General features: G+C 68.0%; 22 protein-coding genes and 1 tRNA gene. 13 read left to right on the forward strand and 10 right to left on the reverse strand.

Annotation, left to right across the window (positions count from 1 at the left end):
- Positions 1 to 9: 9 nt before the first annotated feature.
- Positions 10 to 618, reverse strand: a complete 609-nt coding sequence (locus PVZ72_RS18570) for a TetR/AcrR family transcriptional regulator (protein ID WP_273862669.1) — start codon at positions 616 to 618, stop codon at positions 10 to 12.
- Between the two features lie 144 nt (positions 619 to 762).
- On the opposite strand from PVZ72_RS18570, the gene PVZ72_RS18575 reads away from it, so the two are divergent.
- Positions 763 to 1,773 (forward strand): hypothetical protein, encoded by a 1,011-nt coding sequence (locus tag PVZ72_RS18575; RefSeq protein ID WP_187978659.1) that lies wholly within the window; start codon positions 763 to 765, stop codon positions 1,771 to 1,773.
- Positions 1,774 to 1,783: 10 nt separating this feature from the next.
- Here PVZ72_RS18575 and PVZ72_RS18580 read toward each other — a convergent pair.
- The 3 genes from PVZ72_RS18580 to PVZ72_RS18590 form a co-directional block, all read right to left on the reverse strand.
- Positions 1,784 to 1,879, reverse strand: a tRNA-Sec gene (locus PVZ72_RS18580).
- Between the two features lie 9 nt (positions 1,880 to 1,888).
- Positions 1,889 to 3,802 (reverse strand): selenocysteine-specific translation elongation factor, encoded by a 1,914-nt coding sequence (gene selB / locus PVZ72_RS18585; RefSeq protein ID WP_273862670.1) that lies wholly within the window; start codon positions 3,800 to 3,802, stop codon positions 1,889 to 1,891.
- 89 nt (positions 3,803 to 3,891) lie between these two features.
- Entirely contained in the window at positions 3,892 to 4,779 is an 888-nt protein-coding gene (locus PVZ72_RS18590; protein ID WP_158892160.1) for a LysR family transcriptional regulator, read from the reverse strand.
- Positions 4,780 to 4,889: 110 nt separating this feature from the next.
- Here PVZ72_RS18590 and PVZ72_RS18595 point away from each other — a divergent pair, with 110 nt between their 5' ends.
- A complete protein-coding gene (locus PVZ72_RS18595; protein WP_273862671.1) occupies positions 4,890 to 5,876 on the forward strand; it encodes an aldo/keto reductase in 987 nt (328 codons plus the stop codon).
- Between the two features lie 44 nt (positions 5,877 to 5,920).
- On the opposite strand, the gene PVZ72_RS18600 is transcribed toward PVZ72_RS18595, so the two are convergent.
- Positions 5,921 to 6,229, reverse strand: a complete 309-nt coding sequence (locus PVZ72_RS18600; RefSeq protein WP_273862672.1) for a DUF2288 domain-containing protein — start codon at positions 6,227 to 6,229, stop codon at positions 5,921 to 5,923.
- A gap of 214 nt (positions 6,230 to 6,443) precedes the next feature.
- Here PVZ72_RS18600 and PVZ72_RS18605 point away from each other — a divergent pair, with 214 nt between their 5' ends.
- From PVZ72_RS18605 to PVZ72_RS18625, 5 genes are all read left to right on the forward strand, one after another.
- The gene (locus tag PVZ72_RS18605; protein WP_187978654.1) at positions 6,444 to 7,565 is read left to right on the forward strand and encodes a branched-chain amino acid ABC transporter substrate-binding protein; all 1,122 of its coding nucleotides are present in this window, start codon (positions 6,444 to 6,446) and stop codon (positions 7,563 to 7,565) included.
- Between the two features lie 114 nt (positions 7,566 to 7,679).
- On the forward strand, positions 7,680 to 8,603 hold the full coding sequence (gene livH, locus PVZ72_RS18610) for a high-affinity branched-chain amino acid ABC transporter permease LivH (RefSeq protein WP_007159571.1): 924 nt from the start codon (positions 7,680 to 7,682) through the stop codon (positions 8,601 to 8,603).
- Entirely contained in the window at positions 8,600 to 9,856 is a 1,257-nt protein-coding gene (locus PVZ72_RS18615) for a high-affinity branched-chain amino acid ABC transporter permease LivM (RefSeq protein ID WP_187978653.1), read from the forward strand. The genes livH and PVZ72_RS18615 overlap by 4 nt, the downstream gene beginning before the upstream one ends.
- Entirely contained in the window at positions 9,853 to 10,620 is a 768-nt protein-coding gene (gene livG / locus PVZ72_RS18620) for a high-affinity branched-chain amino acid ABC transporter ATP-binding protein LivG (protein WP_133859890.1), read from the forward strand. Before PVZ72_RS18615 ends, livG begins: the two co-directional genes overlap by 4 nt.
- A gap of 11 nt (positions 10,621 to 10,631) precedes the next feature.
- Positions 10,632 to 11,333: an ABC transporter ATP-binding protein gene (locus tag PVZ72_RS18625; protein WP_007159574.1), complete on the forward strand. Its 702-nt coding sequence runs from the start codon at positions 10,632 to 10,634 to the stop codon at positions 11,331 to 11,333.
- Positions 11,334 to 11,778: 445 nt separating this feature from the next.
- On the opposite strand, the gene PVZ72_RS18630 is transcribed toward PVZ72_RS18625, so the two are convergent.
- On the reverse strand, positions 11,779 to 12,690 hold the full coding sequence (locus PVZ72_RS18630) for a LysR family transcriptional regulator (RefSeq protein WP_273862673.1): 912 nt from the start codon (positions 12,688 to 12,690) through the stop codon (positions 11,779 to 11,781).
- Between the two features lie 97 nt (positions 12,691 to 12,787).
- Here PVZ72_RS18630 and PVZ72_RS18635 point away from each other — a divergent pair, with 97 nt between their 5' ends.
- From PVZ72_RS18635 to PVZ72_RS18645, 3 genes are all read left to right on the forward strand, one after another.
- Positions 12,788 to 13,387, forward strand: a complete 600-nt coding sequence (locus tag PVZ72_RS18635) for a short chain dehydrogenase (RefSeq protein ID WP_273862674.1) — start codon at positions 12,788 to 12,790, stop codon at positions 13,385 to 13,387.
- 59 nt (positions 13,388 to 13,446) lie between these two features.
- Positions 13,447 to 14,127, forward strand: coding sequence for a hypothetical protein (locus tag PVZ72_RS18640; RefSeq protein WP_133859893.1), 681 nt, complete (start codon positions 13,447 to 13,449; stop codon positions 14,125 to 14,127).
- Positions 14,128 to 14,303: 176 nt separating this feature from the next.
- A complete protein-coding gene (locus PVZ72_RS18645) occupies positions 14,304 to 16,868 on the forward strand; it encodes a bifunctional diguanylate cyclase/phosphodiesterase (RefSeq protein WP_273862675.1) in 2,565 nt (854 codons plus the stop codon).
- Positions 16,869 to 16,887: 19 nt separating this feature from the next.
- Here PVZ72_RS18645 and PVZ72_RS18650 read toward each other — a convergent pair whose 3' ends face one another.
- Positions 16,888 to 17,850 (reverse strand): GlxA family transcriptional regulator, encoded by a 963-nt coding sequence (locus tag PVZ72_RS18650; protein WP_133859895.1) that lies wholly within the window; start codon positions 17,848 to 17,850, stop codon positions 16,888 to 16,890.
- Positions 17,851 to 18,134: 284 nt separating this feature from the next.
- Positions 18,135 to 20,093, reverse strand: coding sequence for an acetate--CoA ligase (acs, locus tag PVZ72_RS18655; RefSeq protein ID WP_133859896.1), 1,959 nt, complete (start codon positions 20,091 to 20,093; stop codon positions 18,135 to 18,137).
- A gap of 162 nt (positions 20,094 to 20,255) precedes the next feature.
- Between acs and PVZ72_RS18660 the strand changes: the two genes are divergently transcribed.
- The gene (locus PVZ72_RS18660; protein ID WP_187978649.1) at positions 20,256 to 20,606 is read left to right on the forward strand and encodes a 4a-hydroxytetrahydrobiopterin dehydratase; all 351 of its coding nucleotides are present in this window, start codon (positions 20,256 to 20,258) and stop codon (positions 20,604 to 20,606) included.
- 31 nt (positions 20,607 to 20,637) lie between these two features.
- Here the strand turns inward: PVZ72_RS18660 and PVZ72_RS18665 are convergent, their stop codons facing one another.
- Positions 20,638 to 21,051, reverse strand: coding sequence for a VOC family protein (locus PVZ72_RS18665; protein WP_273862676.1), 414 nt, complete (start codon positions 21,049 to 21,051; stop codon positions 20,638 to 20,640).
- Between the two features lie 123 nt (positions 21,052 to 21,174).
- On the opposite strand from PVZ72_RS18665, the gene PVZ72_RS18670 reads away from it, so the two are divergent.
- The gene (locus PVZ72_RS18670) at positions 21,175 to 21,399 is read left to right on the forward strand and encodes a hypothetical protein (protein ID WP_133859899.1); all 225 of its coding nucleotides are present in this window, start codon (positions 21,175 to 21,177) and stop codon (positions 21,397 to 21,399) included.
- Positions 21,400 to 21,401: 2 nt separating this feature from the next.
- Positions 21,402 to 21,854, forward strand: coding sequence for a GNAT family N-acetyltransferase (locus PVZ72_RS18675; protein WP_273862677.1), 453 nt, complete (start codon positions 21,402 to 21,404; stop codon positions 21,852 to 21,854).
- On the opposite strand, the gene PVZ72_RS18680 is transcribed toward PVZ72_RS18675, so the two are convergent.
- Positions 21,851 to 22,066, reverse strand: a complete 216-nt coding sequence (locus PVZ72_RS18680) for a DUF3820 family protein (protein ID WP_158892131.1) — start codon at positions 22,064 to 22,066, stop codon at positions 21,851 to 21,853. The two genes, PVZ72_RS18675 and PVZ72_RS18680, sit on opposite strands and share 4 nt — an antisense overlap.
- Positions 22,067 to 22,137 lie beyond the last annotated feature (71 nt).

Here is a 22,137-nt window from a genome sequence, read left to right on the forward strand (position 1 = left end):
CGCCGCCGGCTACAGCACCGCGCGCACCAGGCGGGTGAAGGCCTCGATGGCCTCGCGCTCGCCCAGCGCCCCGCGCACCACGGCCGCGGCCAGGGCCTCGCCGGCGCCGACCAGACCGATGCAGGACACCTGCAACTCCGCGGTGGATCTTTTGCTGTGCGGCGTGAGCACCGCCGTCACCATCTGGGTGCCATGTTCCAGCAACTCCTGGTACACCGCGGTCTTTTCCTCGCTCCCCGCCAGCGCCGCCGCCACTACGCCGACTTCACCCTGCATGTCGGTCACGCAGCGGATGTAGCCCTCGGCCAGCGCCGCGGTGGCTTCTTCGGCGCCCTGCTGCCGGGCGGTCATGGCCTGGCGAAAGGCATCCATCTGCGCCAGATCGAGCCAGCGATAGAGCTCGATGAGCAGCCCCGAGCGGGTACCGAAATGCTCGTAGACGACCGGTTTGGAGACGCCCGCCTGCACGGCCAGATAGCCCAGGGTCAGGCGATCCGCACCTTCTTCCCGAACGATGACCCGCGCCGTGTCCAGCAATTGCTGACGCCGGGCTGCCTTGGAGAGACGCCGTCCGGTCCCTTCGGAGACCGGTTTTTCAGGGATGGATCGCGCTGCCATTGGTCACGTCTTCTTGCAAACCTACTAAAGGTAGGTTAATCCTGAACTGGAACCTACACATGGTAGGTTAATGCGGAGAACAGCCCGTGGCAATCGGCTGTGCGGTCTCCGGAACCTCAGCACTGCAACGAAGAGGACAGCATCATGCCACTGCAACCCATACTCTTTGCCGGCGGTTCGGGCACGGTAGGCCGCCAGGCCGTCCACTGGTTCCGCCAGCGCCAGCCTGACTGGCCGCTGCTGGTCGGCGGCCGCAACCTCGCCACGGCCGAGGATGTCGCCCAGGCCGCCAGCCAGGCCCGGGCGGTGCGCCTGGATCTCGACCAGCCGGGGCTGGGACTGGACCCCGCGCTCACCCCGGCAGCCATGATCATGCTGGCACCGGATCAGGCCCTGCACGGCTTGCGCCTCGCCCAGCACCTGGGCATCCCCTATCTCAATGCCAACACCGGCGTCACCGAACTGGGGCCGGAGGTCGCCCAGTTCATGCACCGCCCCGCCGCCCATGCCCTGGTGCTGTCCAGCCACTGGGCTTCGGGTGCCGCCCTGGCGCTGGCACTCGATCTCGCCCGCCGCTTCACCCGGGTCGCGGCCATCGGTATAGAGGTCTTGCTGGATGAGGCGGACCCGGCCGGTCCCCTGGCCTGGGAGGACATGGAGCGGGTGCACAGCACGGCACCCGCTGCCCTGGCCTTCCATCATGGACGCCGCGCCTGGCTGAGCGGTGCCGACCTGCAGGGCAGCGTCACGGCGCTGGACGGTCGCACGCTGGCCGCCACGGCCTTCGGCTCCATCGATCTGCTCAGTCTCCGGGCCGCCACCGCCGCCCCGGAGCTCCGCTTCGACATCGCCATGGGCGAGTCCTCCAGCCGGCGGCGGGGCGCGGAAACAGCGGCCGAGATCGCGGTCAGGGTGAGCGGTGAAAGGGACGGCCAGACCACCGGCGCACGCGCCGTGCTGGAATTCAACCAGGGGCAGGCCTCGCTGACCGCCCTCGGGCTGGTGCTGTCGCTGGAGCGGGTGCTGGGCCTGGCGGGCGGTGAACCCCTGCCGGCGGGTCTCTATATGCCCGAACACCTCTGGGCGGCCGAGTGGTTTCTGCAGGAGTTGCAACGGGAGGGCGCGGTGATCCATCACCAGACGGATGGGCACTGACGGCGGGAAATGGCGGAAGGCAGTGGGAGTCGAACCCACCCGGGAACGGCTGCCGTCCCCAACCGGGTTTGAAGCCCGGCCACGCCACCGGGCGTGATTGCCTTCCTCTGTTGCGCTAGCCCTCGGCCGCGCGGGCCCAGGCGCTGTCCGGGCGGACCCGGCGCTCGTCGCCGAAGCGACGGGTGAAACCGATGCGATCCAGGCATTCGAGGATCTGGATGCTGCGCTTGCGACCGATGCCGAGGGCATCGCGAAAGGCCGCGGCGCGAATGATCCCCGCTTCGCGCTCCAGGCGCAATGCCTCGCCGGCCGCGGCTTCCAGACTCGCCTGGGGATAGAAGAGATCCCTGACCACCTGGGTCAGTTCCCCCAGCCGGGCCAGCTTGCGCAGCAGCAGCCGCACCTCGGCCTCGGGCTGATCCAGACTCCTGGCCAGATCACGAGTCCAGGGCGGATCGAAGCGTTGGGCCTCCAGCAGCGGCCAGAGGCGGGTCTTGAGCCCCTCCTCCGCCTCGGTGAGGCGAACCCGGTGATCGGGCAGGTGCAGCCAGGGACCGCTGCTCTGCAATCGCCCCTCGGCCAGGGCCGTCTCCAGCAGGGCCAAATAGACTGCCCGCTCCAGTTCCGGCGCGGCGATGCGGCGGAGGCGATCCCGATCGGGACCCAGCTCGTCGGGTTGTTCCTGGTGAAAGGTCGCCAGCGCCGCGCCCAGGCGCTCGAGCGCCGCCTGCCACAGCGCCGCCGCGAAAAGCCGCGGGCCGACCCGCGTTTCCACCCTCAGGGTGTCGGCGGGCAATTGCCAGTCGCCTTCGGGGCGGTTGAACTGCCGCGCCAGCAGCCGTGGATCGAGACCGCCGTCGGCCTGGGCCAGGAGTTCGGGCAGCGCCTCCTCCAGACCGCCCCGACGCAGGGCCTGGAGTTGGGCCAGGCGCTGGGGCGTACGGCGATGGCGCGCCGGGGCGAAGGGATCGAGCAGCCGGGCGCCGCCCAGGGTGCGCTGGGCGGACTGGTCGCGCAGCACCAGGCGATCGCCATGCACCCCGTGCAGCGGCGCATTGAGCACCAGCTGCGCCAGGGTCGTGGCGCCCGGGGCGAGGCTGTCGCCTTCCAGCAGGGTGACGCGACCGGTGAGATCCTGGGCGCCCAGGTGCACGTGCACCGGCGTCCAGTGCGCCAGGTTGCGCGCCTCGCCGGGCAGCAGGCGCAGTTCCACGTCGATCCGGGTGGTGGGCGCATGCAGCGCCTCGGCCACCAGCCAGTCACCGCGGGCGAGGCTGTCGGTGCTCAGCCGCTCACCGGCGAGATTGAGAGACACCCGCTGGCCGGCCTGGGCGGTTTCCGCCGCGCGGTTCTGGGCATGCAGCCCCCGCACCCGCAGGCGCTGGCCGCGCGGGGTGAGGATGAGTTCGTCGCCGACGGCCACCTGGCCGGCAAAGGCGGTACCGGTGACCACCACTCCGGCCCCGGCGACGCTGAACACCCGGTCCACCGCCAGGCGAAAGCCGCCGCGGGCGTTGCGCTGGCGCACCTGGCCCAGGGCCGCGAGCAAGGCGGCGCGCAATTCGGGGATGCCCACGCCGCTGGGGCTGGCCACCGGATACAGCGGCGCTCCGGCAAAGGGGCCGGCGGCCAGCAGCGCACTGACGTCCTGACGCACCTGGGCCAGTCGCTCGGCATCCACCCGATCGGCCTTGGTCAGGGCCACCAGCAGCCGGGGAATGCCGAGCAATTCGAGGATCGCCAGGTGCTCGCGGGTCTGCGGCATGACGCCGTCGTCGGCTGCCACCACCAGCAGGGCTAGATCCAGGCCGCTGGCGCCCGCCAGCATGTTGTGCACGAAGCGCTCGTGACCGGGGACGTCGATGAAACCGGTGAGACCGCCGTCGCCCAGATCGGCATAGACATAGCCCAGGTCGATGGTGATGCCGCGCGCCTGCTCCTCGCGGCGGCGGTCACCGGCGACCCCGGTGAGGGCCTGGATCAGGGCGGTCTTGCCATGGTCGATGTGACCGGCGGTGCCGATGATCATGGGCACGGTACCAGGCGGATGAACAGGGACGTCATGGCGGCTCCAGGCGGCGGACTGGCGCTCAGGGTAGCGGCGCCCCGCGCGATCGCCTAGCCGTGACGCTCGCGCAAGAAGGCCACGAAGGCCCGCAGCGGGGCCGGCAGCTGGCGGCGATCCGCATAGTAGAGCCGCGGACCGGGAAAGGACGTGGACCAGTCCGCCAGCACTTCCACCAGGCGACCGTCGGCCAGGGGCTCGGCCAGATAGTCGGCGAAGGAATAGATCAGGCCGACGCCGTCGAGGGCGGCTTGCAGCTCCAGGTCGAGCGCCGAGGCCAGCAGGCGACTGCCCGGCGTGACGTTGCTGACCTCGCTGCCGCGCTCGAAGCTCCACTGCGCCACCAGGCCGCTGGCGAAGCGATGCCCGATGCAGGAATGCCGGACCAGGTCGGCGGGGTGTGCCGGTACGCCGTGCCGTTCCAGGTAGGCAGGGGTTCCGGCCACGGCGAATCTCTGGGTGACCGGGCCCAGTCGCACGCTGATCATGTCCGCTTCCAGGTGCTCGTCGTAGCGCACGCCGGCATCGAAACCCGCGGCGAGCACGTCGATCAGCCGGTCCTCGGCCACCACCTCCAGGCGAATGCCCGGATGCCGGGCCAGGAAGGGGCCGATCAGCGGCGGCAGCAGCACGCGGGCGACGATGGTGGGCACATTGAGTCTCAGGCTCCCCACCGGACTCTCGCCCTCGGCATTGATGGCGTCCAGCGCGCCGCGCACCTCGCGCAGCGCGGGGGTGAGGCGCTCCAGCAGACGCTGGCCGGCCGCGGTGGGCGTCACGCTGCGGGTGGTGCGGTGCAGCAGCCGGACATCCAGTTCCCGCTCCAGCCGCCGCACCGCATCGCTCAGCGAAGACGCCGCCACACCGCGCACATAGGCGGCGCCACGAAAGCTGCGGGCCTCGGCCACGGCGGCGAAGGCCGCCAGGTCATCCAGATTCAAGGCGCCTCCATTGTACGGCTGAGCGAACAGGTCGTTGTGTCGAGACCGGATTATCGCACAGCGTCATCCTGGCTAGAGTGAAGCCTCATCTACCTGACGAGGAATCCCTCATGCAACAGCGTCGCTTGGGCCAGCAGGGCCCCCTAGTATCGAGCCTTGGTCTGGGCTGCATGGGCATGTCCGATCTCTATGGCAGCGCCGACCGTGGCGAGGCCATCGCCACGGTCCAGGCGGCCCTCGAACGCGGCGTCACCCTGTTCGACACCGGTGACTTCTATGGCATGGGCCACAACGAACTGCTCCTGGGCGAAGCCCTGCGCGGTCGACGCGACCAGGCGCTGATCAGCGTCAAGTTCGGCGCCCTGCGCGGTCCGGGCGGCGAGTGGCTGGGCTACGACACCCGGCCGGCGGCGATCAAGAATTTCGTCGCCTACAGCCTCAAGCGCCTGGGTGTGGACCACATCGACATCTATCGCCCGGCACGGCTGGATCGCCAGGTGCCCATCGAGGACACCATGGGCGCCCTCGCCGAGCTGGTGCAGGCCGGCTACATCCGCCATATCGGCCTTTCCGAGGTGGGCGCCCAGACCCTGCGGCGGGCCGCCGCGGTACATCCGGTCTGCGACCTGCAGATCGAGTATTCGCTGGTCTCGCGCGGCATCGAGGCGGAGATCCTGCCAACCTGCCGCGACCTGGGCATCGGCATCACCGCCTATGGCGTGCTCTCCCGTGGCCTGCTCAGCGGTCACTGGCGCCAACCCTCGGGCAGCGGCGACTTCCGCGCTCATAGTCCGCGCTTCCAGCCGGGCAACGTGGAGAAAAACCTGGCGCTGGTGGCAGGCCTCAAGCAGTTCGCCGAACACCGGGGCACCACCCCGGCCCGACTGGCGGTGGCCTGGGTCGCCGCCCAGGGCGACGACATCGTGCCGCTGGTCGGTGCCCGCCGCCGCGGTCAGCTCGACGAATCCCTCGGGGCGCTGGAGGTGACGCTGAGCGCTGCGGATCGCGCCGAACTGGAACGCCTGCTGCCACCGGACGCCGTGGCTGGCGATCGCTACGGCGAACACCAGCTGCGCGATCTCGACAGCGAACGCTGAGCCACCCCGTCAACAACGGCCCGCCTTGCGCGGGCCCTTGCGTTTCAGCGCTCGGCCGGACGCTCCTGCATCAGCACCCAGGGCGCCACCACCACCGCCCACAGGGGCACCTCGGGCGCTTCCAGCCGGCGCCTTGCGCGGTCTTCGTCGACCTTGGCCAGCTGGCCCTGCTGCAGCCACAGATCCACCCGGGCGGCCTCGTCCTGGGTCACGGCGATGGCCGCTTCGATCAGGTCCAGCTCGGGCGCCACTTCCAGCAGCACGCCCCGCGCAAAATGCGGTTGCAATTCTTCCCAGCCGATGGCGGCGGTCTGCCCGAGCAGGGTGGCGTAGCGCGTTGCGTGATCGGTCATGGTGCGGGCCTCGCGAAAAGGGCGGATTCTACCGTTGCCCTCCCCGCTTGCCGAGCGCCCGGACGCACGGGCCACAGATCCGACAAGTTGTCGTCGCCAGCTTTCCAAGACGAACAGACGGTGATTAAACTGCGCGGCGCGTCATAAAGAACAAAATCGGCACATTTTCGCTTCCAACTGCCTCATTAATAAAAGCATTCCGAGTGGAGCACTCATGAAAAAGGCAACTCTGCGTTTCTCCCGCCTGGTCGCGGCCCTGGCCCTGGCCGGCATGGCCAGCCACACCCTGGCAGCCGACACCCTGAAGATCGGTCTGGCCGGCCCCAAGACCGGTCCGGTCGCCCAGTACGGTGACATGGAGTTCATTGGTGCCCAGATGGCCATCGAGCAGATCAACAAGGCCGGCGGCGTCAAGGGCAAGCAGCTCGAAGGCGTGATCTACGACGACGCCTGCGATCCCAAGCAGGCCGTGGCGGTTGCCAACAAGATCGTCAACGATGGCGTCAAGTTCGTTGTCGGCCACCTCTGCTCCAGCTCCACCCAGCCCGCCTCCGACATCTATGAGGACGAAGGCATCCTGATGGTGACCCCGGCGGCCACCAGCCCCGACATCACCAGCCGTGGCTACAAGCTGATCTTCCGCACCATCGGCCTGGACAACATGCAGGGCCCGACCGCCGGCAAGTTCATCGTCGAGCACGTCAAGCCGAAGATCGTCGCGGTCATCCACGACAAGCAGCAGTACGGCGAAGGCATCGCCACCGCGGTCAAGCAGACCCTGGACAAGGCCGGCGTCAAGGTCGCCGTGTTCGAGGGCATCAACTCCGGCGACAAGGATTTCTCCTCGCTGATCGCCAAGCTCAAGCAGGCCAACGTCGACTTCGTCTACTACGGCGGCTACCACCCCGAGCTGGGCCTGATCCTGCGTCAGGCGGCCGAGAAGGGCCTGACCGCCAAGTTCATGGGTCCGGAAGGCGTGGGCAACAGCTCCATCTCCGCCATCGCCGGCAAGGCCTCCGAAGGCCTGCTGGTCACCCTGCCGCGCTCCTTCGACCAGGATCCCAAGAACCAGGCCCTGGTGCAGGCGTTCAAGGACAAGAAGCAGGATGCGAGCGGTCCCTTCGTGTTCCCCTCCTACGCCGCCGTGCAGGTCATCGCCGAAGGCATCGAGAAGGCGGGCGACGAGAAGCCCGAGGACGTGGCCAAGGCACTGCGCAGCAACACCTTCAACACCCCCACCGGTGAGTTGGCGTTCGACGAGAAAGGCGACCTGAAGAACTTCGAGTTCGTGGTCTACGAATGGCACGCCGACGGCACCAAGACTGAAGCCAAGTAAGCCCTGCCTGTAACACCGGAGCCCACCGCCAACGGCGGTGGGCTTCGTTTATCCGCCTCCATCCGAGGCCTGGGACCCGCACCAGAAGTGCACCAAGGTCCCCTGGAGACACCCATGCCCGAGTTCTACCACTACCTGCAACAGCTGGTGAACGGCCTCACGGTCGGCAGCACCTATGCGCTGATCGCCATCGGCTACACCATGGTCTACGGCATCATCGGCATGATCAACTTCGCCCATGGCGAGGTGTACATGATCGGCTCCTACGTGGCCTTCATCGCCATCGCCGGCCTGGCCATGCTGGGTATCCACAGCCTGCCCATCGTCATGCTCGCCGCCTTTGGCGCCAGCATCATCATCGCCAGTGCCTACGGCTACAGCATCGAACGCATCGCCTATCGCCCCCTGCGTGGCGGTAACCGGCTGATCCCGCTGATCTCGGCGATCGGCATGTCGATCTTCCTGCAGAACTGGGTGCTGCTGGCCCAGGATTCCAAGGACAAGTCGATCCCCAACCTGCTGCCGGGCAACTTCATCATCGGCACCGACGCCATGAACGGCGTGGTGATCTCCTATGTGCAGGTGCTGATCTTCATCGTCACCCTGCTCACCATGTTCGGCCTCACCTGGTTCATCTCCCGCTCCCGCCTGGGCCGCGCCTGCCGCGCCTGCGCCGAGGACATCAAGATGGCGAACCTGCTGGGCATCAACACCAACGGCATCATCGCCCTGACCTTCGTCATCGGTGCCACCCTCGCCGCCGTGGCCGCGGTGCTGCTGGGCATCCAGTACGGCGTGATCAATCCGAGTCTGGGCTTCCTGGCCGGTATCAAGGCCTTCACCGCCGCCGTGCTCGGCGGCATCGGCAGCATCCCCGGCGCCATGCTCGGCGGCCTGGTGCTGGGCGTGGCCGAGGCCTTTGGCGCCGACGTCTTCGGTGACCAGTACAAGGACGTGGTGGCCTTCAGCCTGCTGGTGCTGGTGCTGCTGTTCCGCCCCACCGGCATCCTCGGTCGCCCGGAGGTGGAAAAGGTATGAGTGCCCGTCTGCGAACCGCCTTCTTCAGCGCCCTGCTGGTGCTGGCCGTCGCCTATCCCATCCTCGGCCTCAAGCTGGAGACGGTGGGCGTCAACCTGGAAGTGCACGGCGCCCCGCCGCGCACCCTCTGGATCGTGGCCCTGGCCGCGGTGCTGATGTTCGTCTGGCAACTGGTGCGTGACCCGCTCACCGCCGGCTGGCGCCGCAATGGCGGCCTGCAGCTGCCGGCCACCGGCCTGGGCACCAAGCTCACCGAACCCAAGACCCAGCGCTGGGTGATCCTCGGCCTGGTGCTGATCGCCCTGGTGTGGCCCTTCTACGGCTCGCGCGGCGCGGTGGACATCGCCACCCTGATCCTCATCTACGTGATGCTCGGCCTCGGCCTGAACATCGTGGTGGGGCTGGCCGGTCTGCTCGACCTGGGCTACGTCGGCTTCTATGCCGTCGGCGCCTACACCTACGCCATGCTCTCCCACTACTACGGCCTGGGCTTCTGGGTCTGCCTGCCGCTGGCGGGGCTGATGGCGGCGCTGTTCGGCTTCCTGCTCGGCTTCCCGGTGCTGCGCCTGCGCGGCGACTACCTGGCCATCGTCACCCTGGGCTTCGGCGAGATCATCCGCATCCTCCTGCGCAACCTCACCCAGTGGACCGGCGGCCCCAATGGCATCAGCGGCATCGAAAAACCGACCCTGTTCGGCCTGACCTTCGAACGCCGGGCCCCGGAGGGCATGACGCCCTTCCACGAGTATTTCGGCATTCCCTACAACTCCGAATACAAGGTGATCTTCCTCTACCTGATCGCCCTGTTGCTGGTGCTGCTGACCCTGTTCGTGATCAACCGCCTCCTGCGCATGCCCATCGGCCGCGCCTGGGAAGCCCTGCGCGAAGACGAGATCGCCTGCCGCGCCCTGGGCCTGAACCCCACGCTGATCAAGCTCTCGGCCTTTACCCTGGGCGCCTGCTTCGCCGGTTTCGCCGGCAGCTTCTTCGCCGCGCGCCAGGGCCTGGTGTCGCCGGAATCCTTCACCTTCATCGAATCGGCCATCATCCTGGCCATCGTGGTGCTGGGCGGCATGGGCTCCCAGCTCGGCGTGATCCTCGCGGCCATCGTGATGATCCTGCTGCCGGAGCTGATGCGCGAATTCAGCGAATACCGCATGTTGATGTTCGGCCTGCTGATGGTCGTGATGATGATCTGGCGTCCGCAAGGCCTGCTCCCGATGCAACGCCCGCACCTGGAGTTGCACAAATGAGCCAAGCCCTTCTCGATGTCTCCGGCCTATCCATGAGATTCGGCGGCCTGCTGGCCGTCAACGGCGTCAACATCCGCGTGGAACAGGGCCAGGTGGTCTCGCTGATCGGCCCCAATGGCGCCGGCAAGACCACGGTGTTCAACTGCCTGACCGGCTTCTACCGGCCCAGCGGCGGCGAGATCCTGCTCAATGGCGAAGCCATCCAGGGACTGCCCGGGCACAAGATCGCCCGCAAGGGCGTGGTGCGCACCTTCCAGAACGTCCGCCTGTTCAAGGAAATGACCGCGGTGGAGAACCTGCTGGTGGCCCAGCACCGCCACCTCAACACCGGCTTCCTGGCCGGGCTGTTCAAGACCCCGGCCTTTCGCAAGAGCGAAGCCGAGGCCATGGACTATGCGCGCTTCTGGCTGGAGCAGGTCAACCTCACCGAATTCGCCAACCGCAACGCCGGCAACCTCGCCTACGGCCAGCAGCGCCGCCTGGAAATCGCCCGCTGCATGATGACCCGCCCGCAGATCCTCATGCTCGACGAGCCGGCCGCCGGCCTCAACCCGCGCGAGACCGAGGACCTCAAGGCGCTCATCGCCCTGCTGCGCGCCGAGCACGGCGTGACCGTGCTCCTGATCGAGCACGACATGCACCTGGTGATGAGCATTTCCGACCACATCGTGGTGATCAACCAGGGTACCCCCCTGGCCGACGGGACGCCGGAGCAGATCCGCAACAACCCCGACGTGATCAAGGCCTACCTGGGCGAATCCTGATGGAGACCACCATGCTGCAGTTCGACAACGTCTCCACCTTCTACGGCAAGATCCAGGCGCTGCATGGCGTCAGCGTGCAGGTGAACCGGGGCGAGATCGTCACTCTGATCGGTGCCAACGGGGCCGGCAAGTCCACCCTGCTGATGACCCTCTGCGGTACCCCGCGGGCCCACGGCGGCAGCATCCGCTACGAAGGCGAGGAGCTGGTCGGCCAGGAAACCGCGCAGATCATGCGCAAGGGCATCGCCGTGGTGCCCGAGGGTCGCCGGGTATTCGCCCGCCTGACCGTGGAGGAGAACCTGGCCATGGGCGGCTTCTTCACCGACAAGCACGCCTACGACCGCCAGCTGGAGAAGGTCCTCGGCCTCTTCCCGCGCCTCAAGGAGCGCTATGCCCAGCGCGCCGGCACCATGTCCGGCGGCGAGCAGCAGATGCTCGCCATCGGCCGGGCGATGATGAGCGAGCCGCGCCTGCTGCTGCTCGACGAGCCGTCGCTGGGCCTGGCGCCCATCATCATCCAGCAGATCTTCGAGATCATCGAACAGCTGCGCCAGGATGGGGTGACAGTGTTCCTGGTCGAGCAGAACGCCAACCAGGCGCTCAAACTGGCCGACCGCGGCTACGTGCTGGAGAACGGCCGCATCGTCATGCAGGACAGCGGCGCCGAGCTGCTGGCCAACCCGGACGTGCGCAAGGCCTATCTGGGCGGTTGAGTCACCCCGTCGCCACCCCACATGCCTCGACCAACAGCACCGTAGCGTGGAAAACGGCGCAGCCTTTTCCACCGGGGCTTCCTGGCGAAGAGTGCCCTCTCCCCAGCCCTCTCCCGCGGGGAGAGGGAGCTATCTGTGCGCCACGTAGGTTGGCTCCATCGAAGCCCAACAGCACCGTAGCGTGGAAAACGGCGCAGCCTTTTCCACTGGGACTTCCTGGCGAAGAGTGCCCTCACCCCAGCCCTCTCCCGCAGGGAGAGGGGGCTATCCGTGCGCCACGTAGGTTGGGTTGAGACGGCTCCATCGTCGAAGCCCAACAGCACCGTAGCGTGGAAAACGGCGCAGCCTTTTCCACCGGGGCGTCCTCGCGAAGGGTGCCCTCACCCCAGCCCTCTCCTGCGGGGAGAGGGGGCTATCCGCACCAGCGTTCAGCTCATCGGCTCCGCTACCCCAACGCCTCCAGGCGCTGCCGACTACGCTCGAACCAGTCGCTCAGGGCCTCCGCCACCACCCGTGTTCGCTTGGGCAGGCCACCCTGGTAGGGATGCCCCAGAAACAGCGGCTGGCTGGGGGTGCGCCAGTCCCTGAGCAGCCAGACCAGGGCGCCACTGGCCAGCTCTTCGTGCACCATGAACGAGGGCAGCCGGGCGATACCCTGCCCGGCCAGGGCCGCCTGCTTGAGCAGGCTGTAGTGATTGCAGGCCAGGCTGGGGATTACCTGCACGCGGTCGAGTCGGTGCTCGCGGTGATAGAGCCAGACCTCTCCCTTGGCATAGTGGCTGTTGACCAGGCAGCGGTGGCCGAGCAGCTCCTCGGGCGCCTGGGGGACCTCGCGCCCGGCCAGATAGGCGGGTGCCGCGCAGGTCACCTCCTGCATGGCGAACAGCGGTCGCGCGACCAGACGTTCGTCCGGGTCCAGCCGGGCGCGAATCGCCAGGTCGAAACCCTCGGCCACCAGGTCGCGATAGCCGTTGTCCAGCACCAGGTCCAGCTGGATGGCGGGATGGGTGGCGCGACAGGCCAGCAGCACCTCGAAAAAGGTGTAGCCCAGGGACACCGGCACGGTCAGGCGTACCGGCCCGGCTGCCTCCTCCTGCAGGCGGGCCACGCTCTGCAGGGCCCGCTCGCGCTGGCGCACCAGGGCCTGCGCCTCGGGCAGCAGGGCGCGTCCGGCAGGGGTGGGATCGAGACGTCGGGTGGTACGGTGCAGCAGGCGGGTCTCCAGGCGTACCTCCAGCGCCCGGATGCGCTTCGACAGTTGCCCCTTGCTGCAGCCCAGGCGCTCGGCGGCGCGGGTGAAGCTGCCGCTTTCACAGAGGATGGCGAAGGCGGCGAGATCGGCGAAATCGTCCTGCATCGTTTCCTCCGGGAAACACTGGATTGCCATTCAGGTGATTTATCAGAGCAATGCGCCATTCTAGGCTGGAGACTCCTTCCCTTCACGGAGTCGCCTCATGAAAATCATCCTCGTCGGTGCCAGCGGTACCCTGGGCAGCGCCATCGCCGAACGCCTGGGTAGCCGCCACGAGCTGATCCGCGTTGGCCGCCAATCCGGCGATCTGCAGGTCGACATCACCCAAGCGGATTCCATCCGCGCCCTGTTCGCCCAGGTCGGGCGCTTCGACGCCCTGGTCAGCGCGGTGGGGTCGGTGACCTTCGCCCCCTTCACCGAGATGACGCCCGAGGCCTATCAGAAGGGCCTGCAGGACAAGCTGATGGGCCAGGTCAACCTGGTGCTGCTGGGCCAGACCCAGGCGGCCGAGGGTGCCTCCTTTACCCTGACCACCGGCATCCTCAGCGAACAGCCCATCGCTCAGGGCAGCTCGGCGGCCATGGTCAATGCCGCCCTGGAGGGCTTCGTCCGCGGCGCGGCCATCGAGCTGCCGCGGGGTCAGCGGATCAATGCCGTGAGTCCGACGGTGCTGGAGGAATCGCTGGGGCACTACGGCGATTTCTTCCGCGGCTTCAAGGCGGTATCGGGGGCCGAGGCTACCCTGGCCTACGAACGCAGCGTGGAAGGGCGGGAAACCGGCAAGACTTATCGCGTCTGGTAAGTCCTTGAGCTCGCGGCGCTGTCTGAGTAACGTGTGCCCACCTCAGTCGGAGTCCTGCGATGCCTGCGCCGCGTGCCATCTTTCCCCTTGCCCTGCTCGGCCTCCTCGGCGGCTGCAGCCTGTTCCAGAGCGACGACACCCCGCGTGCACCGGGCGGCGAGCGCCTGCAGGGCGATCTGCGCTGGAACGGTGACCAGCTGCTGTTCCGCCCCTGCCAGGAACAGCGCTTCTTCGACGTCACCGACGCCAACAACACCGCCATCCTGCGCGATGCCCATGAACTGGCCGCCGACAGCGGTGCCGCTTCGCTATTCGCCGATCTGCGCGGCAAGCTCAAGTCCGGCGGTCGCGATGGCGCCCAGGGCGTGTTCGCCGTCACCGACGTCTACCGCGTGCAGTACAGCGGTCCGGGCTGCAGCGATCCCAACTTCAAGCGTACCGCCATGAATGCCGGTGGCCATGGACCGGACTGGAGCGTCCAGGTCAGCAACCAGGGCATGCTGGTCAGTACCGCCGGCCAACAGCGCCGCGCCCTGCCCTTCGTGCAGGAAGAATTGCCCGGCGGCATGCGCGCCCTGTCCACCGAGGCCAATGGCGAGAAGGTCGAGCTGTGGATCAATCCCCGGCGCTGCGTGGATGGCCGGACCGGCACCGTGCAGTCGCTGCAGGCCGAATTGCGCATCAATGGCCAGACCTGGCAGGGCTGCGCCTTCTACGGTGGTGCCGGCAACCCCACCTAAGTCGGGCGTTCGCGCGATGCTTAGCGCGATCCCCTTGGCATCTTCCGCTTTACGTTTAGCGTCGTGCGCCCCCAGGGGCTAGTCTAGCGACGGCAAGGCTTCATCCGCTTCGCTTGGCCACCTCCGGGTCGCGCCGGGCGAAGCCACAGGAACGCTCATCCAGCCAGGGTCCAGGCATGCCAACATCTCCCGCGTCCCGCAGCGCCTTACCGCGTCGGCGGGGCCATACCGTCCTCCTGCGGCTGTTCCCGGCGCTCTGCGTACTGCTCCTCGGCCTTATCGGCCTGGGTTGCTATCTGCTGGTCGACAATGCCGTGCGCCAGGATGCCACCGTCGCCCAGCACACCGAACGCGCGATCGGTCGCACCTTTACCCGCCTCGACGAAGAGGTCGCCCGCAACCTGATCGACTACAGCAAATGGGACGAGGCCTATCGCCGCCTGCATCAGGAACTGGACCCCGACTGGGCCTACGACCAGGGCAACCTCGGCGAATCGCTGTACCGCGTCTATGGCTACGAAGGGGTGCTGGTATTCGACGGCCAGGACCGCCCCCGCTATCGCCTGCTCAATGGCCAACTGGCCGATCCCGCTACGCCCTGGCTGCAGGGCGACATCGCCGGCCTGCTGGCAGCGGCACGCAGCGCCGACGCCCGCGCCGGCAGCGTGTCCGGTGTGCTGACCGTGGCCGGGATGCCGGCGCTGGTGGCCGCCGCCGCCATCACCCCGGGCGATCATGCCGGCGTCCGCCCCCAGGAGGCGCCGGCCTCGGTGCTGGTCTTCGTCAATGTGCTGAGTCCCGCCCGGCTGGCCGCCCTGAGCGAAGCCAACAACCTGCCGCCGCTGAGCATCACCACCGACCCGGCTGGCAGCCGTGCCAGCTGGCAACTGCCCGGCTCCGGCTATCAGCTGACCTGGCGCCCGCCGCGACCGGGATTGTGGCTGATGCAGCAGACCCTGCCGCTGTTCGGCGGTGGGGTGCTGATCCTGCTGCTGGGGCTGATCTGGCTGTTTCGCCAGGCGCTGCTGTCGATGCGCCAGCTGGATGCCCAGTACGATGACCTGCTGGCCAGTCGCAGCGAACTGGCCATCGGTGAGCGGCGCTTCCGCGACATCGCCGAGGCCACCTCGGACTGGCTGTGGGAGGTCGACGCCACCCTGCGCCTGGTCTATGTCTCGGATCGCTTCGCCGAAGTCACCGGGGAAGCCACCAACCGCTGGCTGGGGCGACCGCTCAACGAACTCCTGACGCCCCATGCCGACACCCTGGCGCACTGGCTCGCCGGCCAGGCGCACGACCGCAAGCCGCGGCCGCCGCTGGTCTGTCACTACCTGGACGGCAACGGCCGCGAACGCACCTGTCGGGTCGCCGCCCGGGCCATTCCCGAGGGTGGCTATCGCGGCACCGTCACCGACCTCACCGACGAGATCGAGGCCCTGGCCCAGGTCCAGCACCTGTCCTGGCACGACCCCCTGACCGGCCTGCCCAATCGCCATCGCCTGCACCAGTTTCTCGCCACCCACCTGGAAGGACCGGAGCCGCGGCCCCTGGCGCTGATCAGCCTGGACCTGGATAGATTCAAGACGGTCAACGACGCCCTCGGCCATGCCGCCGGCGATCAGGTCCTGCAGGAAGCGGCGCAGCGTCTGCGGCAGAACGTGACCGCCACCGATCTGGTGGCCCGCCTGGGCGGCGATGAATTCTGCGTGGTGCTCAGCGGCGATCGCGACCCGGGCGCCATCGCCGACCTCTGTCGACGGCTGGTGGAGCAGTTGCGCCAACCCTTCCGCCTCGGCCAGCAGCGGGTCTTCATCGGCAGCAGCCTGGGCGTGGCCCTGGCGCCGCGGGATACCGACATCCCGGCGGAACTGCTGCGCCTGGCCGATATCGCCCTCTACCAGGCCAAGGCCGCTGGCCGCGGCACCTGGCGCTTCCACGAGCCGGCCATGAACGAACAGGTGCTATTGCGCCGGCAGCTGGAGCAGGACCTGCGCCAGGCCCTGCGCGATGACCGTCTCAGCCTCTACTACCAGCCGCGGCGTTGTCTGGCCGATGGCAGCCTGCGTGGCTTCGAGGCGCTGGTGCGCTGGGAGCATCCGACCCAGGGGCTGCTGGAGCCGCTGGACTTCCTGACCCTGGCCGAGGACGCCGGCCTCGGCCAGCGCCTGGGACGCTGGGTGCTGGAGACCGCCTGCCACGATGCCCAGGGCTGGCCGGAACGACTCTCGGTGTCGGTCAATCTGTCGCCGCAGCAATTCCACGCCAACGAAGATCCGGTGCAGACCGTGGCCGAGGCGCTCTACCAGAGCGGCCTGGCGGCGTCGCGCCTGGAGCTGGAACTCACCGAACGCACCCTGCTGGATCCGGCCGCAGACGTGGCCAACACCCTGGGCGCGCTCAAGGGCCTGGGCGTACGCCTGTGCCTGGACGACTTCGGTTCCGGCCTCTGCTCCCTGGCCTATCTGCGCCGCTATCCGCTGGACGGCATCCGCCTGGATCGCAGCCTCATCGCCCGCCACCATCAGGCGCCGGAAGACAGCGCCCTGGTGCGGGCCATGATCGATCTCGGCCGCTCGCTGGGGCTAAGGGTGACCCTCAAGGGGGTGGAAGACGCCGAGCACCTGCGCCAGCTGCAGCACCTGCCGGCGGACGAGATCCAGGGCTTCCATTGCGGCGCGCCCCTGCCGGCCGACCAGCTGGGCGCCTGGCTGGACGAACTGGCGACCGAGTCGCTGAGCTGAATCGGCAGGGGCTCGGCGCCTAGCGCTCGGCCACCATGCTGCCCTCGCCCGCCGCGCCACGCCGCTGGTTGCGGTCGTCGCGGGGGGTGACGCCAAAGAAGTTGCGATAGGCGCTGGAGAAATGCGGCCCCGACGAGAAGCCGCAGGACAGGCCGATCTGGATGATCGACTTGCTGGTCTGGGTGAGCATCTTGCGCGCCCGGTTCAGCCGCAACTCCAGGTAGTACTGGCTGGGTACACGGGCCAGGTATTGCTTGAAGATCCGCTCCAGCTGCCGGCGGGAGACGCAGACGTGCTGGGCGATCTCGTCGGTGGTGAGGGGCTCTTCGATGTTGGCCTCCATCAGCATCACCGCCTGGGTCAGCTTGGGATGACTCGACCCCAGCCGATTCTTCAGCGGAATGCGCTGTCGCTCGCTGCCTTCGCGCAGCCGCTCGACGATCAGCTCCTCGGCGATGGTGCCGGCCTGCTCGGCGTCGCGGTCACGGCCGATCATGGCCAGCAGCAGATCGAGGATGGCCAGGCCGCCACAGGCGGTCAGGCGATCGCGGTCCCACTCGTAGAGGTGGTGGGTGGCGATGACCTTGGGAAATTGCTCGCTGAATTCCTCCAGCCAGCGCCAATGCACGGCGGCGCGATGACCGTCGAGCAGCCCGAGCTGGGCGAGGATGTGCACGCCAGCGGAAAAACCGCCCATCACCACACCGGCCCGGGCGGTCTGGCGCAGGGCCGCGACCAGCGGTGGCGGCAGCGGCGGCGAGGGTTCGTCGGCCAGCACGAAGAGCCGATCCAGGCGTTCCAGCTGCCCTTCCCAGTGGCCACCCGGCAGTCGCGGCTGCAACTCGCTGCCGGCCTGCAGAAAGCGCACCTCGTAGGGCGTATCGCTCGAATGGCGCGAGGCGAGTTCCAGCGCTTCCTCGACCAGGCCCACGGTCAGCGGACGAACGTCGGGCCACAGCAGAAAGGCGATGCGGATGGTCATCTAACGTCTGGCTTCCTGTCGAGAGCGGCGGGGGCGACCAATCCGGGGCCCGCGCGCCATGAAACCCTTGTGGGGTGGCACGCATGGTACGCCGGAGCGCTGCCCCTGTCCCGGCCTTTGCCCCGGGTAGCGGACCGGAGTGCCCTGCGGCCCGCCGGCTGGCGCGATTCTAGCGCCAGCGCAACGGCGGCGGCTTCTACCCTGGCGACACGTCCTTACAGGACCGCCAAAAAGGAAACCGCCCGCTACCTGGACGATAGCGGGCGGTCGCTGAGGCCGCTGGATCAGGCGACGGCCTGGCTCATCTGCTGATGGGTCCCGACCAGATGCTGCACCACGCCCGGATCGGCCAGGGTGGAGATGTCACCGAGCGAGTCGTATTCACCCACGGCGATCTTGCGCAGGATCCGCCGCATGATCTTGCCGGAGCGGGTCTTGGGCAGACCCGGCGCCCACTGGATCACATCGGGGGTGGCGATGGGGCCGATTTCCTTGCGCACCCACTGCTTGAGCTCCTGGCGCAGGGCTTCGTTGCCCTCCTCGCCCTGGTTGAGGGTGACGTAGACATAGATGCCCTGGCCCTTGAGGTCGTGGGGCATGCCCACCACCGCGGCCTCGGCCACCTTGGGATGGGCCACCAGGGCGCTCTCGATCTCGGCGGTGCCCATGCGGTGGCCGGAGACGTTGAGCACGTCGTCGACGCGACCGGTGATCCAGTAGTAGCCGTCCTCGTCGCGGCGGGCGCCGTCGCCGGTGAAGTACATGCCCTTGAAGGTCTTGAAGTAGGTGTCGACGAAGCGATCGTGATCGCCATAGATGGAGCGCGACTGGCCCGGCCAGGAATCGAGGATCACCAGGTTGCCTTCCACGGCGCCGTCGAGCAGGTTGCCCTCGTTGTCCACCAGCGCCGGCTGGATGCCGAAGAAGGGACGGGTCGCCGAACCGGGCTTCTGGCCGATGGCGCCCGGCAGCGGGCTGATGAGGATGCCACCGGTCTCGGTCTGCCACCAGGTGTCGACAATGGGGCAGCGCTCCTGGCCCACGGTCTTGTAGTACCAGTGCCAGGCCTCGGGGTTGATGGGCTCGCCCACCGAACCGAGCAGGCGCAGGCTGCTGCCGTCGACGCCGCGCATGGCCGCATCGCCCTGGGCCATCATGGCGCGGATGGCGGTGGGGGCGGTGTAGAGGACGTTGACCTGGTGCTTGTCCACCACCTGGCCCATGCGGGTAACGTCCGGGTAGTTGGGCACGCCCTCGAACAGCAGGGTGGTGGCGCCATTGGCCAGCGGGCCGTAGACGATGTAGCTGTGGCCGGTGATCCAGCCGACGTCGGCGGTGCACCAGTAGACCTCGCCGGGGCGATAGTCGAAGACCCGCTCGTGGGTCAGGGCGGCATAGGTCAGGTAGCCGCCGGTGGTGTGCAGGATGCCCTTGGGCTTGCCGGTGGAACCGGAGGTATAGAGGATGAACAGCGGCGCCTCGGCGGACATCTCCTTGGGCTCGCAATGTTCCGGCGCCACCGAGGTGATGTCCTCGTACCAGACGTCGCGGTGGCGGTGCCAGGCGATGTCGGCGCCGGTGCGCTTGCAGACGATCACCTTGCGCACCGAATAGGTGGCCGGATTGGTCAGGGCCTCGTCGACGTTGGCCTTGAGCGGGATCTTGCGACCGCCGCGCACGCCTTCGTCGGCGGTGATGACCAGCTTGGACTGGCAGTCGCTGATGCGGCCGGCCAGGGATTCGGGGGAGAAGCCGCCGAACACCACCGAGTGCACCGCGCCGATGCGGGCGCAGGCCAGCATGGCCACCACGGCCTCGGGAATCATCGGCATGTAAATGGTCACCACGTCGCCGCGGTGGATGTCCTGGCCGCGTAGGGCGTTGGCCAACTGGCAGACCTCGCGATGCAGTTCGCGGTAGGTGATGTGGCGGCTGTCGGCCGGATCGTCGCCTTCCCAGATGATGGCGGTCTGGTCGCCGCGGGTTTCCAGGTGGCGATCCAGGCAATTGTAGGAGGCGTTCAGGGTGCCATCGGCGAACCACTGGATGTCGACGCGATGATCGTCGAAGGAGGTCTGCTTGACCCGGCTGAAGGGCTTGATCCAATCCAGGCGCTGGGCCTGCTCGCGCCAGAAGCCATCGGGGTTGAGGATGGACTGCTGGTACAGCCGGCGATAGGTGACTTCATCGGTCAGGGTCCGGGAAGCGACTTCCGCGCGGACCGGGTAGAAGGCGGCACTCATGGGACGATCTCCTCGGCGGGAAACTGTTGTTCTTGTTGCCTTCCGTTGTACGGTGCGCACCGGTTTCGGACCATTCGACCATGGTCGGACGGGGCGCCGGGAGCTGACCGGCGGGTCTGTTACCCTTGCCCTTTCGTGACTTTCTTTCCCAAGGAGCGCCCCATGGCCGATCTCGCCCACTCTCATTGCGTCCCCTGCCGCTCCAGCGAGCCGGCCCTGAGCGCGGCCGCCAGCAGCGAATTGCTCAAGGCCGTCCCCGGCTGGACGCTGGTGGAACGCGAGGGGATTGCGCGGCTGGAACGCCGCTATGCCTTCGGCAACTTCCTCGAGGCCCTGGACTTCACCAACCGCGTCGGCCGCGAGGCCCAGGACGAGGACCATCACCCGGCCCTGCTCACCGAATGGGGCGCGGTGACGGTGAGCTGGTGGACGCACAACATCGGCGGCCTGCACCGCAACGACTTCATCATGGCCGCCCGTACCGACGCAGTCGCCCTGGCGGCCAACGTCTGACCATCGGATCGCCGGATCGCCGGACCACACGCTAGTCGCAGGCGGCGGCCAATCCCTCGGCGTGGACGAAACACAGCTTGTTGCCCTCCGGGTCCCGGCAATAGGCGGCATAGAAGTCCGGTCCGTAGCCCGCTCGGATGCCCGGCGCACCCTCGTCGCTGCCGCCCAGTTGCAGGGCGCGATGCCAGGCCCCCTCCACGGCCGCGGGACTAGGCGCGGCAAAGCTCACCTGGACGCCATTGCCCCAGGAGGCCGACAGGCCGTTGAACGGCAGCTGCACATAGAATTGCGGCCACTCCCGCCCCGGCCGCTGCCAGCCACACCCGGGCGGGCCACCGTCGTCTTCCGCCGGCATGCGCACCAGCCCGAGTTCGTGCAAGACGCTGTCGTAGAATTCGATCAGGCGCTCCAGATCGCGCGCACCTAGCTGTACATGGCTGAACATGGACGCTCTCCCGCTGCAGGGGTCATCAAGCCACGTTAGACCAGTCCGTCGCGCCTGCCTATCGGCTCGACAAGCCCGGCGCGGACGGTTAGCGTGGCGGCCTTCGCCTCTGACGATATGCCCATGAATCTGCGCAACCTCCCCCGCCTGACCAAGATCGGCCTGGTCTTCTTCATCCTTGGCCTGCTGGGCGTGGCCTTCTCCCTCTATGGCCTCTACCAGGGTCCGCGTCCCACCGAACCCGGTGCCATGCGCAGCCTGCTGTTCGCAGCGGGATTGCAGCTGACCGGCTACGTGCTGCTCAACCGCAACCGCTTCCGCATGCTGTCCGGCCGCCGCAAGGACTGACCATGACCCTCCAGTGGAGCTGCCGCGCCGCGCCAGCGCTGACCACCGCCGAGCTCTATGCCGCCCTGGTGCTGCGCGCCCGGGTGTTCGTGGTGGAGCAGCAGTGCATCTATCCCGACGCCGATGGCCTGGATCTGGCAGCGGATGTCTGGCACCTGTTCGGCTGGCGTGACGACCAGTTGCACGCCTACCTGCGCCTGCTCGGGGCAGTACGCGAGGACGTGGTGATCGGCCGGGTGATCGTCGCCCCCGAGGGCCGCGGCGGCGGGCTGGGGCACCTGCTGCTGGCGGAAGCCCTGCGCGTCTGCGCCGAGCGCTGGCCCGGGCGCTCGCTGTTTCTCTCCGCCCAGGCTCATCTGCAGGCCTACTATGGCCGCTATGGCTTCACGCCCTGCTCAGCGGTGTACGACGAGGACGGAATTCCCCATATCGACATGCGTCGCCTGGCGGACTAGCGCCGGCGGCGCAGCGGATCGAGCAGCGGCTTGAGGCCGTTGTGGTCGATCTCCTGCATCAGCGCCAATAACCGGCCCAGCTCGCCAGGTGGAAAGCCGCTGCGGGCGAACCAGTTGAGGTAGTGGCCCGGCAGGTCGGCCAGCAGGCGGCCGGCGTACTTGCCATAGGGCATGGTCCAGGTCACCAGGGCGTCCAGATCCGCGGGTTGCATCGCTTGTCTCCTCTACACGGCCTGGCGATTATGCCATGCCGTCAGGGGTCAACCGTCGGCCGCGGGGAGCA

The organism is Pseudomonas sp. LA5 (assembly GCF_028640825.1).
GTDB classification, from domain to species: Bacteria; Pseudomonadota; Gammaproteobacteria; order Pseudomonadales; family Pseudomonadaceae; genus Chryseomonas; species Chryseomonas aestiva.